Source organism: Pseudonocardia spirodelae (assembly GCF_037727765.1).
Classification (GTDB): Bacteria; Actinomycetota; Actinomycetes; order Mycobacteriales; family Pseudonocardiaceae; genus Pseudonocardia; species Pseudonocardia spirodelae.
The window spans coordinates 116,240-129,754 of record NZ_JBBJUP010000011.1 but is presented as its reverse complement, the minus strand read 5'-3'; the positions used below and the strand labels follow the sequence as shown (position 1 = coordinate 129,754).

Annotated in this window: 12 protein-coding genes; 6 read left to right on the top strand and 6 right to left on the bottom strand. The window is 76.4% G+C overall.

Annotation, left to right across the window (positions count from 1 at the left end; all coding sequences use genetic code 11):
- Positions 1-3 precede the first annotated feature (3 nt).
- Positions 4-2,415, bottom strand: a complete 2,412-nt coding sequence (locus WJX68_RS15240) for a UvrD-helicase domain-containing protein (RefSeq protein ID WP_340291284.1) — start codon at positions 2,413-2,415, stop codon at positions 4-6.
- Between the two features lie 331 nt (positions 2,416-2,746).
- On the opposite strand from WJX68_RS15240, the gene WJX68_RS15235 reads away from it, so the two are divergent.
- Positions 2,747-3,007: a chorismate mutase gene (locus WJX68_RS15235; protein WP_340291371.1), complete on the top strand. Its 261-nt coding sequence runs from the start codon at positions 2,747-2,749 to the stop codon at positions 3,005-3,007.
- 302 nt (positions 3,008-3,309) lie between these two features.
- A complete protein-coding gene (locus tag WJX68_RS15230) occupies positions 3,310-4,680 on the top strand; it encodes a hypothetical protein (RefSeq protein WP_340291282.1) in 1,371 nt (456 codons plus the stop codon).
- A 119-nt stretch (positions 4,681-4,799) separates the two neighbouring features.
- Here the strand turns inward: WJX68_RS15230 and WJX68_RS15225 are convergent, their stop codons facing one another.
- Together WJX68_RS15225 and WJX68_RS15220 are read right to left on the bottom strand one after the other, a co-directional pair.
- Positions 4,800-5,498 carry a LuxR C-terminal-related transcriptional regulator gene (locus tag WJX68_RS15225; RefSeq protein ID WP_340291280.1) on the bottom strand — a complete coding sequence of 233 codons (699 nt, stop codon included), beginning with the start codon at positions 5,496-5,498 and terminating at the stop codon, positions 4,800-4,802.
- Entirely contained in the window at positions 5,495-6,802 is a 1,308-nt protein-coding gene (locus WJX68_RS15220) for an ATP-binding protein (protein ID WP_422785712.1), read from the bottom strand. Before WJX68_RS15220 ends, WJX68_RS15225 begins: the two co-directional genes overlap by 4 nt.
- A 292-nt stretch (positions 6,803-7,094) precedes the next feature.
- Between WJX68_RS15220 and WJX68_RS15215 the strand changes: the two genes are divergently transcribed.
- Both WJX68_RS15215 and WJX68_RS15210 read left to right on the top strand, forming a co-directional pair.
- Positions 7,095-8,339, top strand: coding sequence for a PspC domain-containing protein (locus tag WJX68_RS15215; RefSeq protein ID WP_340291276.1), 1,245 nt, complete (start codon positions 7,095-7,097; stop codon positions 8,337-8,339).
- Positions 8,332-8,529: a hypothetical protein gene (locus WJX68_RS15210; protein ID WP_340291274.1), complete on the top strand. Its 198-nt coding sequence runs from the start codon at positions 8,332-8,334 to the stop codon at positions 8,527-8,529. The genes WJX68_RS15215 and WJX68_RS15210 overlap by 8 nt, the downstream gene beginning before the upstream one ends.
- Before the next feature lie 143 nt (positions 8,530-8,672).
- On the opposite strand, the gene guaA is transcribed toward WJX68_RS15210, so the two are convergent.
- Positions 8,673-10,223 (bottom strand): glutamine-hydrolyzing GMP synthase, encoded by a 1,551-nt coding sequence (guaA, locus tag WJX68_RS15205; protein ID WP_340291272.1) that lies wholly within the window; start codon positions 10,221-10,223, stop codon positions 8,673-8,675.
- A 178-nt stretch (positions 10,224-10,401) separates the two neighbouring features.
- On the opposite strand from guaA, the gene WJX68_RS15200 reads away from it, so the two are divergent.
- On the top strand, positions 10,402-11,337 hold the full coding sequence (locus WJX68_RS15200) for a hypothetical protein (protein ID WP_340291270.1): 936 nt from the start codon (positions 10,402-10,404) through the stop codon (positions 11,335-11,337).
- 2 nt (positions 11,338-11,339) lie between these two features.
- Here WJX68_RS15200 and WJX68_RS15195 read toward each other — a convergent pair whose 3' ends face one another.
- On the bottom strand, positions 11,340-11,774 hold the full coding sequence (locus tag WJX68_RS15195) for a TroA family protein (RefSeq protein WP_340291268.1): 435 nt from the start codon (positions 11,772-11,774) through the stop codon (positions 11,340-11,342).
- A gap of 101 nt (positions 11,775-11,875) precedes the next feature.
- Between WJX68_RS15195 and WJX68_RS15190 the strand changes: the two genes are divergently transcribed.
- Positions 11,876-12,370, top strand: coding sequence for an FBP domain-containing protein (locus WJX68_RS15190; protein WP_340291266.1), 495 nt, complete (start codon positions 11,876-11,878; stop codon positions 12,368-12,370).
- A gap of 16 nt (positions 12,371-12,386) precedes the next feature.
- Here WJX68_RS15190 and WJX68_RS15185 read toward each other — a convergent pair whose 3' ends face one another.
- On the bottom strand, positions 12,387-13,511 hold the full coding sequence (locus WJX68_RS15185; protein ID WP_340291264.1) for a GuaB3 family IMP dehydrogenase-related protein: 1,125 nt from the start codon (positions 13,509-13,511) through the stop codon (positions 12,387-12,389).
- Positions 13,512-13,515 lie beyond the last annotated feature (4 nt).

Genomic DNA, 13,515 nt, shown 5'->3' with positions numbered 1-13,515 from the left:
CGGCTACAGCTTCTGCATCGGCACGCCGCCGATCAGCATCAGCCGCACCGTCCCGCCCGACCCGAAGTCGATGGTCACCGTGGCCCGCGGGCCGACGCCGTCGGCGGCGATCACGGTGCCCAGGCCGTACTTGTCGTGGTTGACCCGGTCGCCGACGTCGAGGTGCAGCGACTGGTTGTTCAGCGACCGCTCCGGGACCTTCCAGCTGCCGCGGTCGGAGGCCTGCGGACGGCGGCCGAACCCGAAGCGGCCCACCGGCGCCGACGGGCGCTCCGCGACCAGCTGCTCCTCGGTGCGCCGCCAGTCCACCAGGTCCGGCGGGACCTCGTCGAGGAACCGCGAGGCCGGGTTGGTGCTCGGCTGCCCGAACGCCGACCGCACGATCGCCCGGGACAGGTAGAGCCGCTTCTCCGCGCGGGTGATGCCGACGTAGGCCAGCCGGCGCTCCTCGGCGAGCTCCTTCGGATCACCGAGGGTGCGCAGGTGCGGGAAGATCCCGTCCTCCCAGCCGGTCAGGAACACGACGGGGAACTCGAGCCCCTTCGCCGTGTGCAGGGTCATCATCGTGACCAGGCCCTGGTCGTCGTCCGGGATCGAGTCGGCGTCGGCGACGAGCGCGACCCGCTCCAGGAACGCGGCGAGCGACCCCGGCTCGGGCACGCCGGCGGGGGTGTCGTCGTAGGTCTCCTCGGGCGCGGCCCCCGAGCCGACGGCGGCACCACCGCCCTCGGCGAGGTCGGCGACGGCGGCGTCCCCGGCGAACTCCCGCGCCACCGTGACGAGCTCGGCGAGGTTGTCCATCCGGGTGCCGTCCTGCGGGTCCTCCGAGGCCTGCAGCTCCTCCAGGTACCCGGTGCGCCCGTAGACGGCCTCGAGGATCTCGGCGGTGTCGTCGCCGCGCTCGACCAGCTCGCGCAGCTCGTCGAGCATCCGGACGAAGCCCGCGATGTTCTTCTGCGAGCGGGTCGCCAGCGCGGGCAGCCGCTGCGGCTCCTCCGCCGCGACGCGCAGCGCCCGGGAGAACGAGGTGCGCTCCCGCTCGGCGAACTCCGACACGACGGCCTCGGCCCGGTCGCCGATGCCGCGCTTGGGCACGTTGAGGATGCGGCGCAGGCTGACCGTGTCCTCCGGGTTGGACAGCACCCGCAGGTAGGCCAGCGCGTCGCGGATCTCGCGGCGCTCGTAGAACCGCACCCCGCCGACGACCCGGTACGGCAGCCCCACCCGCAGGAACACGTCCTCGAAGACGCGGGACTGGTTGTTGGTCCGGTAGAACACCGCGATGTCGGAGTTGCGGTACTCGCCGGTGTCGACGAGACGGTCGATCTCGCGGGCGACGAAGCTCGCCTCGTCGTGCTCGTTGTCCGCGACGTAGCCGACGACGCGCTCGCCGTCGCCCGAGTCCGACCAGAGCCGCTTGTCGCGGCGCTCGGGGTTGCGGGCGATCACCGCGTTGGCCGCGGACAGGATCGTCTGGGTGGAGCGGTAGTTCTGCTCCAGCAGGATCGTCCGTGCGTCCGGGAAGTCCTGCTCGAACTCCACGATGTTGCGGATGTTCGCGCCGCGGAAGGCGTAGATGGACTGGTCGGAGTCGCCGACGACGCACAGCTCGCCGGGCCGCCCCTGCGCCGTCGCCGGCTGCACCAGCTGGCGGACCAGCTCGTACTGGGCGTGGTTGGTGTCCTGGTACTCGTCGACCATGACGTGCCGGAACCGGCGCCGGTAGTACTCGGCGACGGCCGGCATCCGGTCCAGCAGCGACACCGTCTCCATGATCAGGTCGTCGAAGTCGAACGCGTTCGCCTGGCGCAGCCGCGACTGGTACACGCCGTAGACCTCGGCGATGCGGCGCTCGTGGTCGGTGGCGGCGCGGTCGGTCGCCTCGTCCGGGGAGACCAGCTCGTTCTTCAGGTTGGAGATCTGCGCGGCCAGCGCGCGCGGCGCGAACTTCTTCGGGTCCAGCTCCAGGTCGCGCCCGACGATGCCGACCAGGCGGCGGGTGTCGTCGGCGTCGTAGACGGAGAAGGCGCTGCGCACGCCCAGGTGCTTGGCCTCGCGGCGCAGGATCCGCACGCACATCGAGTGGAACGTGGACACCCACATCGGGCCGGACCGGCGCCCGATCAGCGCGTCGACGCGCTCCTTCATCTCCGCGGCGGCCTTGTTGGTGAAGGTGATCGCCATGACCTCGCCGGGGTGCACCCCCCGCTCGGCGAGCAGCCAGCCGATCCGGTGGGTCAGCACGCGGGTCTTGCCCGACCCGGCGCCGGCCACGATGAGCAGCGGCGAGCCCGCGTGGGTCACGGCCTCCCGCTGCCGGTCGTTGAGGCCCTCGAGCAGGCGGCGGCCCTGGGCCGTCGTCGGCTCGGCGGCAGCGGCGGAACCCGTCCCGGGGAGTTCGAACAGCGCACTCATCGTGTCGAACACGGTACGCCGGGGGTCCGACGTTCCCGCCCGCGCGTCGGCGGCGCCGTTCCCGGACGGTGGGAATCCGGTTCCGGGAACGGTCGCGTGGTCTATGCTCGCCGCGTGGCTCTCGACGGACGATTTCGCTACGGGTACCGGACCCCGGTTCCCGCTGCGCAGCCCGTCTGAGCCCAGACGCCACCCGCACGCCCCGGAGTCCGACGGACCCGGGGCGTTCGCACGTCCTCGGCCCGCCGGACCCGACCGAGACGAGGAGAGCAGCACCGTGAGCGACCCCCTGACCGAGACCGTCACCCCGGCCGCCGGCTCCGCCGGCGAGGTGCGCACCGGGGCCGACCCGGAGATCGAGCAGCTGCGCCGCGAGATCGACCGTCTCGACGCCGAGATCCTGGACGCGATCCTGCGCCGCACCGAGGTGTCCCGGCGGATCGGCGCCGCCCGGATGGCCGCGGGCGGCCCGCGGATCGTCTACAGCCGCGAGATGGCGGTGCTCGACCGTTTCGCCGACCTCGGCCCGGAGGGCCGGGAGCTCGCGATGATGCTGCTGCGCCTCGGCCGTGGGCGACTCGGCGGACGCTGAGCGTCCGAACGGCGGCGGTCGCGGACCGTGAGCACGCGCCGGGGTACGACCACTCGGCGATTCACACGCAGTGCACGGGTCGGCACCACCGCGGGAACGCGACCTGCGGCTTCTCCGCCGGACAGGTCACGGAACGGTTGCCTCCCAGGCCAACGAGCGGGCCGAGCGGTCGGATACGCCCGATGAACGGGAATCACCCGATCAGGTCACCTGCGACGAGCGGAGGGTGATCGCTTGGGAAAGCACCACCGCTTCCGGTACATCTTCCCGGGTCGAAATGACCCGAAGGAGGACGTGCGGCCGTGACCGACACCCCTGCCGGTGCCCCGCTCCCCGGCGCCCCCGGCGCCACCGGGCACCGTGACGTGGTGAGCGTCGCCGAACTGCTGGCGCGTCACCCGCGTGGATCCCACGCCGCCCGTGACGGTGCGGGCCCGCTCACCGGGCCGGTGCTCTCCGTCGGCGACCTGCTCCGGCGGGAGGGCCGCTCGCCCGTCGCCGCCCCGGACGCCGCGGACGTCGCCGCCGCCGGGGCTCCGGGCGGCTGGCCCGACATCGACCTCCCCCAGCCCCGCACCCCCGACGGCGACTGGCCGGCCAGGCAGGTCACCGGGCGTCGCCGGGCCGGCATGGTCGCGGGCGCCCTGCTCGCGGCGGGCTCCGTGCTGGGCGCCGCGCTCTACAACGGTGTCGGCGCCGAGGGCTCCGACGCCCGCGCCGCCGCCGACGGCCTGTTCCCCGGATTCGGCCTGCCCACCGCGGGCACCCCGGACACGCTGCCCGACCAGTACCTGCCGGCCAACGTCGCGCTCGCCTCCCCGCTGCCGGAGCTGCCCGCGACCGCGCCCGGCGCGACCGACTGGATGGCCGTCGCGTTCGGGCCCACCGGCGGTGCCGCCGCCCCGGCCGCGACCGCGCCGTCCGGCGGCGGGAGCACACCCGCCGTCACCGTCCCCGCGCCGCGCGACCCGTCGGGGTCCTCCGGCGGCGGCACGACCGTCCCCGCGCCGCGTGGCGCCGGCGGCACCGGCTCGGTGCTCGCACCGGTCGTCGCGCCCCTCAACAACCCGGACCGGCCCTCCGCGGGCAACCTGCTCGACCCGGTGACCGCACCGTCGCCGTCGGGTGGCGGGGTCAGCACCGGCCCGGTCCAGGACGTCACCGAGACCGTGCGCCCGGTCGGCGAGACCGTCGGCGGGGTCGTCGCCCCGGTCGCGCAGGCCGCCGCGCCGGTCGGTGAGACCGTCGGCGGGGTCGTCTCGCCCGTGACCGAGGCGGTGCGCCCGGTGACACGGGCGGTGCAGCCGGTGACCCGGCCGCTGACCGACACCCTCGAGCCGGTGACCACGCCCGTGCTCGGCGCGCTCTCGCCGGTCACCGAGCCCGTCCTGAGCGGGACCCGGCCGCTGACCGGTCCGGTGCTGCAGGCCGCGGAGCCGGTCACCGGGCTGCTCGACACCTCGGCGGAGCAGGCCTCGAAGGACTCCGGGGCCTCCTCGTCGTCGGCGACGTCGGCGACACAGCCGCTGCAGGCCGTCACCGCGCCGGTCGCGGAGACCGTGAGCACCGTGGCCGAGCCGGTCGGCGGGACGCTGAGCACCGTCACCGAGCCGGTGGGCGGGGCGCTGGGTGGCGTCACCCGCGGCGCCGGGTCGCTGCTGGGCGGCAACTGACCGCACGACGGTCCCGGTCCCGCGGTCTGCGGCGGAGGCCGGGACCGTCGCTGCGCGACCTGCACGAGCCTCCTGTCCGTGCCGATGCTCCTTCCGGCTCGCTCCGGTCGCTGGGCGACCTACACGAGCCTCCTGTCGGAAGCCCAGCGGGACAGCTCGTGCCGGTTCGACGTCTGCGTCTTGCGCAGCACGCTCGACACGTGGGTCTCCACCGTCTTCACCGAGATGAAGAGCTCCTTCGCGATCTCCTTGTAGGCGTAGCCGCGGGCGAGCAGCCGCAGCACATCGCGCTCGCGCCGGGTCAGCTGGTCGATCTCCGGGTCCACCGGCGGCGCGGCGCCGGGGCGGTCGGAGAACGCGTCGAGCACGAAGCCGGCCAGCCGCGGCGAGAACACCGCGTCGCCGGCACGGACGCGGCGCACCGCGTCCGCCAGGTCCCGGCCCGAGATCGTCTTCGTGACGTAGCCGCGGGCCCCGGACCGGATCACCGAGATGACGTCCTCGGCGGCGTCGGACACCGACAGCGCCAGGAAGACCGAGCCGGTCCCCGCGGCGCGCACGCGGCGCAGGATCTCCGCTCCCCCGCCGCCGGGCATGTGGACGTCGAGCAGCACGACGTCCGGCGCGAGGTGCGCCACCCCGGCGACGGCCTCGTCGACCGAGCCCGCCTCGCCGACGACCTGCAGCACCGGGCTCCGGCCGTCGCCGCGTTCGAGCTCGGCGCGCACCCCGGACCGGAACAGCCCGTGGTCGTCGACCAGGTAGACCCGGATCCCGTCGGTGTCGGTGTCGCCACCGCTGCCGTCCGGCGTGCTCATGGCTGCTCCCCCTCCGTCAGCGGCATCGACAGCCGCACCTCCGTGCCCTCGCCCGGACCGGTGCGGATCCGGACGCTACCGCCGTGGCGGGTCATCCGGGCGTGCACCGAGTCCGCCAGCCCGTGCCGGTCGGCGCCCACGGCGTCCGGGTCGAACCCGGTGCCGCGGTCGCGGACGAACACCTCTGCGACGCCCGGCCCGTCCGCCGAGGCCGGCTCGACCTCGACGTAGACGTCCACCTCCGACGCCCGGGAGTGCTTGGCCGCGTTCACCATCGCCTCGCGCGCGGCCAGGACGAGCGCGCGCAGGTCGGCGTCCAGGTCGGCGTCGCCGACCAGCACCGGGCCGACGGCGACCGCGTAGGTGTCCTCGACCTCCCCCGCGACCCGGGTGATCGCGGCGGCCAGCGTCGACTCCGCCGCGTCCGGCCCGCCGCCGTCGCGGCCGCGCCCGCCCGGCCCGTACAGCCAGGCCCGCAGCTCCCGCTCCTGCCCGCGGGCGAGCCGCTGCACCTCGCGGGCGTCACCGGACTGGCGCTGGATCAGGGCGAGGGTCTGCAGGACCGAGTCGTGCAGGTGGGCGGCGATCTCGGCGCGCTCCGCGGCGACCGCGCGGGCGCGGCGCTCCTCGCCGAGGTCACGCACCAGCCGCACCCACCAGGGCACGGTGAGCACCGCGACGCCGAGCAGCGTCGCCAGCGCGGCCAGGATCCCGAACCGCACCGAGCCGAGGTCGAGGTTCCCGAGCAGGAACACCGCCAGCCCGGTCAGCACGAGGCCGGCACCGAGCAGCGTGCGGGCCAGCGCGGTGCGCCCGCCGACGACGCGGGTCCGCGCGTCGTGCGCCCACCGGCGTCGCTGCGCCTCGTCGGCCTCCCGCCAGACGACTGCGGCACCGACCGTGGCCAGCCCCAGCGGGCCGGCGATCCAGCCCAGCACCGCCGAGCCCGACGTCGCGGCGACCAGGGACAGGCCCAGCCCGAGGGCCAGCAGCCCCGCCGCCTGCAGCCGCTCGGACCGGGTGACGGTCCGCTCGACGCCTGCGCTCTCCTGGCGCAGGAACACCCACAGCAGGCCGTAGGCGAGCACGCCCGCCCAGCCCAGCAGGGTCAGGACCACGAACGCGGCCCGGATCCACCGCACGTCGACGCCGAGGTGGTCGGCCACGCCGCCCGCGACGCCCCCGACCAGCCGGCCGGACCGGCGCCGGGTCAGCGGCGCCCGGCCGGCGGGCCGCGCCGCCGTCGCGGGGGCGGCGGCCGGTGCGGGGCCCGGAGCGGGCGCGGGGTCCGCCGCGACCGGCACCGTCGGCCCGCCGTCCCCGGGTGGAGCAGGCACCGACGGCACGGCGTGCGGCGGGACGGGGGTCGGGGCGGCAGGCTGGGCGGGGGTCGGGGCGGACGGCGGCGCACCGGCCGGGGCGGGCCGCGCCGCCGCGTCGGCCGACGACGGCGCGGGGCCGGTCGGCGCGGGGTCCGGGCTGTTCACGACCCCATCGTCACACGATCCGCGCCCGGTCCCCTCCGGCACGGGACCGGGGTCGTCTCGGGGTTGTCCCCGAGACCGCGGGGTCCCCGGCGACGGCAGGCTCGTCGCCATGAACTCGACGCAGCTGCCCGGGAGCGGCCCCCCGCCGCGGTCACCGGCCCGCGACACCCTGCGCGACATGTGGGACTCCCGCCCGCTGCGTCCGCGCGACGACCGCAAGCTCGCCGGCGTCGCCGCCGCGATCGCCCGCCGCTACGAGATCGACCCCACGCTGGTGCGGGTCGGGTTCGTCGTCGCGACGATCGTGGGCCCCGGCCTGCCGCTCTACCTCGCGGGCTGCGCGGTCCTCCCGGACGCGGGTCGGCCCGGCGGGCCGCCCCCGCAGCGGAGCGGGCCGTCGTCGGCGCTGTCGGTGACGCTGCTGGTGCTGGCCGCGCTGCTCGCCGTCCCGCTGGTCCTGGAGGCCGACCGGCTGATCGCCGCGGTCGTCACCGTCGCGCTGCTGGTCCTGCTGCACCTGGCCCGCGGCAACCGGCCCGGGGCGCGGGAGGCCGCCGCGTCGGCGACGCCCCTGGTGCCGTGGACCACGGGCCCGCACGCCCCGACGGCGCCGGTCGCGACGACCGGCACCCCTCCGGCGTGGGACCCGCTCGGCGTCGCGCCCTTCGCCTGGGACCTGCCCGAACCGGGCCCGGAGCCCGCGCCGCCCCCGGCGCCGCGCTCGGCGCTGACGCCGGTGACGCTGGCGGTCGCGCTGGTCGTCGCGGGGATGGTGGGCGGCGTCGTGCTGGCCGCCCCCGGGGCGCTGCCGCCCTCCGCCGTCCCGGGTGCGGCGCTCGCCGTCGTCGGGATCGGGCTGGTCGTCGGCGCGTTCCGCCGGGCGGGGCGCTGGCTGGCCCCGTTCTCCGTGCTGCTCGCGCTGGTCACGGCCGTGTCCATCCCCTTCAACGACGCCGTCGGGCCCGACGGGTGGGCCGTGCGCGGGGGCATCGGGGAGGCCGTGGCCGCGCCGGCGACCGTCGCCGAACTCGCGCCGGAGTACCGGCGCGGGACCGGCTCGGTCGAGCTGGACCTGACCCGGCTGGACCTGACCGCGACGCCGCAGGCCGCCGGCCCGGTCCGGACCCGCGCCGAGGTGGGGGTGGGCTCGGTACTCGTCCGGGTGCCGCCGGGCGCCGACCTCGACGTCCGTGGCTCGGTCGGTACCGGCGACCTCACCGTCGACGGGCAGACCCGCAGCGGGCAGGACGTCGACCTGACCGTCGCCGACCCCGGGCCGGACGGCCCCGGCGGCCGGGTGCTGGAGCTCGACCTGCGGGCCGAGCTGGGAACCGTGGAGGTGGTCCGTGGTTGAGCGCAGGCCCGATCCGTTCGCCCTCGTCGCCGGGGTGCTGTCGCTGCTGGTCGCGGCGTGCGGCGTGACCGGGACCGCCCCGTGGGAGGTGGTCGACCTGCGCTGGGTGCTCGCCGGTGTCGCCGTTGTGGCGGGGATCGCATTCCTGGTGGCCAGTGTGCGTAACTCCCGGGCAACATCGGACGACTAAGGAGTCATCACGGGCGACGGCGGGCTGGGGAGCACCGCCGGAGCCCGCGCCGCCCGCGTGGCAGCGGCACCGACGGGGGTCGGTCGCCGCAGGCCCGGGCCGGCCGGGGCGGGGCCGGTGTCACCGGCCCCGCCCCAGTTTCGTCACTCCCACTCGATGGTGCCCGGCGGCTTGCTCGTCACGTCGAGCACGACCCGGTTCACCTCGGCGACCTCGTTGGTGATCCGGGTGGAGATGCGCTCCAGCACGTCGAACGGCAGCCGGGTCCAGTCCGCGGTCATCGCGTCCTCGGAGCTGACCGGCCGCAGCACGATCGGGTGGCCGTAGGTCCGGCCGTCGCCCTGGACGCCGACGCTGCGGACGTCGGCGAGCAGCACCACCGGGCACTGCCAGATCTCGCGGTCCAGCCCGGCGGCGGTGAGCTCCTCGCGCGCGATCGCGTCGGCGGCGCGCAGCGTCTCGAGCCGGTCGCGGGTGACCTCGCCGATGATCCGGATGCCCAGCCCCGGACCGGGGAACGGCTGGCGGCCGACGATGACCTCGGGCAGGCCCAGCTCGGCGCCGACGGCCCGCACCTCGTCCTTGAACAGCGCGCGCAGCGGCTCGACCAGCGCGAACTCGATGTCGTCGGGCAGGCCGCCGACGTTGTGGTGGCTCTTGATGACCGCCGTGCCGTCGCCCCCGCCGGACTCGACGACGTCGGGGTAGAGCGTGCCCTGCACGAGGAAGCCGACGTGGTGGTCGGCGACGACCTCCGCCGTGGCGGTCTCGAAGACCCGGATGAACTCCCGGCCGATGATCTTGCGCTTCTGCTCCGGGTCGGTCGCCCCGGCCAGCGCGTCGAGGAACCGGTCGGCGGCCTCGGCGACGTGCAGGGTCGCCCCGGTCGCGGCGACGAAGTCCTTCTCGACCTGCTCGCGCTCGCCGGAGCGCATGAGCCCGTGGTCGACGAACACGCAGGTCAGACGGTCCCCGATCGCGCGCTGCACGAGCGCGGCGGCCACCGCGGAGTCGACGCCGCCGGACAGCCCGCAGATCGCGTGGCCGTCGCCGACCTGCGCCCGGATGGCCTCGACGGTCTCGTCGATGATCGACGCCGTCGTCCAGGACGGGCGGATGCCCGCGACGTCGTGCAGGAAGCGGCGCAGCACCTCCTGCCCGTGCGGGGAGTGCCCGACCTCGGGGTGGTACTGCACGCCGGCCAGGCGCCGGCCGGTGTCCTCGAACGCGGCGACGGCGACCCGGTCGGTCGAGGCGGTGACGGTGAAGCCCGCCGGTGCGGCGACCACGGAGTCGCCGTGGCTCATCCACACCGGGTGCGTGGCGGGCAGGCCGTCGTGCAGCGTGCCGGGGGTGCCGGTCAGCGCGACCTCGGTGCGGCCGTACTCGCGGGTGCCGTCGTGGGCGACCTCGCCGCCGAGGGCGCGCGCCATGGCCTGGAAGCCGTAGCACATGCCGAACACCGGGATGCCCGCCTCGAACAGCGCCGGGTCGACGGCGGGCGCGCCGTCGGCGTAGACGCTCGCGGGGCCACCGGAGAGGATCACGGCCGCCGGCTCGCGGGCCACGATGTCGGCGACGGGCGTGGAGGCGGGCACGATCTCGGAGTAGACGTCCGCCTCGCGCACGCGACGGGCGATGAGCTGCGCGTACTGGGCGCCGTAGTCCACGACGAGGACGGTCGGGGTCTGCACGCGACCAGGGTAATCGGCGCGATCGGGGCGCCCGGCGGCCGTACCGGGTCCGCGCTGCCGGGGCGTCCCTCGTCGATCCTGATGAAACCGCCCGGCGGAACCGGATCGGCGTAACGACGACATCGGGTTGCTCCGATGGTCCGACGACGCTCCCGCACGACCTCCGGAGGCACTCCCGATGGCCACCACCCCCACCGGCCGGGCGACGGACGCCGGCGACACCACCGCCGACCCCGCCGACGGCATCACCGGCCCGGCCGTCACCACGGTCCCGGCCGCGCTGGTGCCCGCCCAGCGTCCGGCCCCGGCCCGGGAGTCACGCCCCGCCGCCGGGTCGCTCGGGACGGACGGGCTCGGCGTCGACGCGCTCGGGCTCGACCGGCTCGGCACCTCCGGGCTGCTCGCCGGCGTCCCGGCGCGCGTCCCGGTCGCCGGGCCGCCCGCCCCCGCCCCGGACCGGGCGGAGCCCGACGCAACGGGTGGCGCCGAGCCGGTGCCGGCCGTCGTCCCGCGGGCGCGTGCGTTCCGGGCCCGGGTCCTGCCGGTCGTCCTGTGCGCCGCCGCCACCGGGACCGCGGCGATCGCCGCGGCCGGGCTGCTCATGACCCCCGCGACGGTGTCCCCGCTGCCCACGCCGCAGACCGTGACCGCGTCCGGTGCGGCGGTCCCGGCCGGCGCGCCGCTCCCGCCGGCCACCGCGTCCGCGCTGGTCGACGCGGCCGCCGGGACCGGGATCTCCGCCGGCGACCCGGTCGTCGCGATGACCGCGTGGCGCGACAACGGCGGGCTCACCCACCTCACCGCGATCGGCGACGGCTTCACCGGGGTCGCCGACGCCGCGGGCCGCCAGGACCCGGTCGCCCTGGCGATCGCGTGTGGCCGGCTGGGGGCCGCCGTCGAGGCGGCGCGCGCCTACGACGCCCTGCCCGACGCCGCCGCCCGGGCGCACTGGACCGCGCTGCTCGACCACGGGGCCGCCGCCGCGACCGCCGGGACGTCCGGCGCGCTGGCGCTGGACCCGTCGCAGCTGGCGGTGTTCACCGAGCAGGCGAACCTGGTGCGCGACGACCTGACCGCCGTCGCCGACCGGGTGCGCGCCGTCCTGGCGGGCTGAGGTCAGTCCTCGTGCCGGCCGCGGGAGCGGTGCGGCGGGGGCTGCACCGTCCCGAGCAGGGCCCGCAGGTCCGCCGCGCTCGCGGCGCGGCGCCCGAGGTCGACGGCGATCGTCGGTGCGATGTCGCGCAGCCGCCCGAGCAGCGCGGGGTCGGCGAGGTCGTGGCGCCGGCCGGTGGCGCCGGTGACGATGGCGTCGGGCCGCAGCGCCCGGACGGCGTCCGGGTCGGGGGCGCGCTCGTCCCCGACCGGGTCGACGCCCTCGAGCGGCCCGGCGCAGCCGACGACGTCGGCCCCGAGCTCGCGCAGCAGCGCGCCGACGCCGGGGTCGGTGGCGACGACCCGCACCACGGGACCGCGCAGCGGCACCGGGGTCCCGGTCGCGTCGACGAAGGCGCGTCCGCCGCCCATGGCGGCTCCGGCGGTGGGGCGGCTCATGACGCGGTCCTCCTCGGCTCCGGCGGCGTCGACGTGGCCGAACGCTACCCCGCCGAAACCGGCTCGACCGCGCTCCGACGGCCGATCTACCGTCCTGCGACGTGAGCAGCCCGACCGAGACCCGGATCCGCCGCGCCCTGACCAACTGCTCGAAGGGCGAGGCGACGCGGATGACCCTGCCCGCGTGGGTGCGCGACCTCGACCCCGACCGGCTCGACGACGTCCACGGCTGGCGCGACCCGAAGTCGCCCGACCGCGGGGTGCTGCTCGTCCCCACCGGCGACGGTCCGGCCGGCGTCGTGCTGCGCGCCGCGACCGGGGCGGCACGTTCCGCCGCGATGTGCGCGCTGTGCCGGACCACGCACTCCGTCGGCGGGGTCGGGCTGTTCGTGGCCCCGCGCCGCGGCGCGAAGGGGCGCCAGGGCGACACCGTCGGCACCTACATCTGTGCCGACCTCGCCTGCGCCGAGCACGTGCGCGTGGAGACGGCGACGGCCGCGCTCAAGCCGGCCCCCGGCACGACCGTCGACGAGCGCCGGGCCGGGCTGCGGGAGCGGGCCGCCGAGTTCGTCGCCGCGGTCACCGCTGCCGGCTGAACACCCGCCGACGACGTCAGGTCCGCAGGTTCAGCCCGACCCGCTGGAACTCCTTGAGGTCGGAGTACCCGGTCTTCGCCATCGCACGGCGCAGCGCGCCGAACAGGTTCGTCGTCCCGTACGGGCTGTCGGTCGGCCCGAACAGCACCTGCTCCAGGGTGCGCCCCGAGCGCGCGAGGCCGGTGACCTCCGAGCGCGGCAGCGACGGGTGCGCCGCCGACGAGGTCCAGTACAGCCCGCCGGCCGGGGACTCCGACGCCTCGGCGAGCTGCTCGCCGAGCATGACCGCGTCGGCACCGCAGGCCACGGCCCGCGCGATGTCGCCGGAGGTGCCGATGCCTCCGTCGGCGATCACGTGCACGTAGCGGCCGCCGGTCTCGTCGAGGTAGTCGCGGCGCGCCGCGGCGGCGTCGACGATCGCGGTCGCCATCGGCACGCCCACCCCGAGGACCTCGTCGGTCGTGGTCGAGGTCGACTGCCCGTACCCGACGATGACGCCCGCGGCGCCGGTGCGCATCAGGTGCAGCGCGGTGCGGTAGTCCCCCACCCCGCCGGCGACGACCGGGACGTCCAGCTCGGCGATGAAGTCCTTGAGGTTCAGCGGCTCGCCGTCGGAGACGTGCTCGGCCGAGACGATCGTGCCCTGCACGACGAGCACCTCGACGCCCGCGGCGAGCAGCGCCGGGGTCAGCTCGCGGGCGCGCTGCGGGCTCACCCGCGCGGCGACCGTGTGCGAGCCGTCGCGCAGCGGGCGCAGCGCCTCGGTGACCAGGTCCTGCTGGATCGGGGCCTGGTGCAACTCCTGCAGCAGCGCGACCGCGGAGTCCGGGTCGTCCCCGGTCGCCGCGGCCACGACCCGCTCCAGCGCGCCCTTCGGGTCGGCGTGGCGGGCCCACAGGCCCTCCGCGTTCAGCACCGCCAGCCCGCCCAGCTCGCTGATGCGGACCGCCGAGTCCGGCGACACGACCGCGTCGGTCGGGTGGGTCATCAGCGGGATGTCGAAGCGGTAGGCGTCGAGCTGCCAGGCCGTCGAGACGGCCTTCGAGCTGCGGGTCCGCCGCGACGGGACGATCTCGATCTGGTCGAGGTCGTAGGCACGACGGGCCTCCCGGCCCATCCCGATCTCCACGAGGTCACGCACGCCG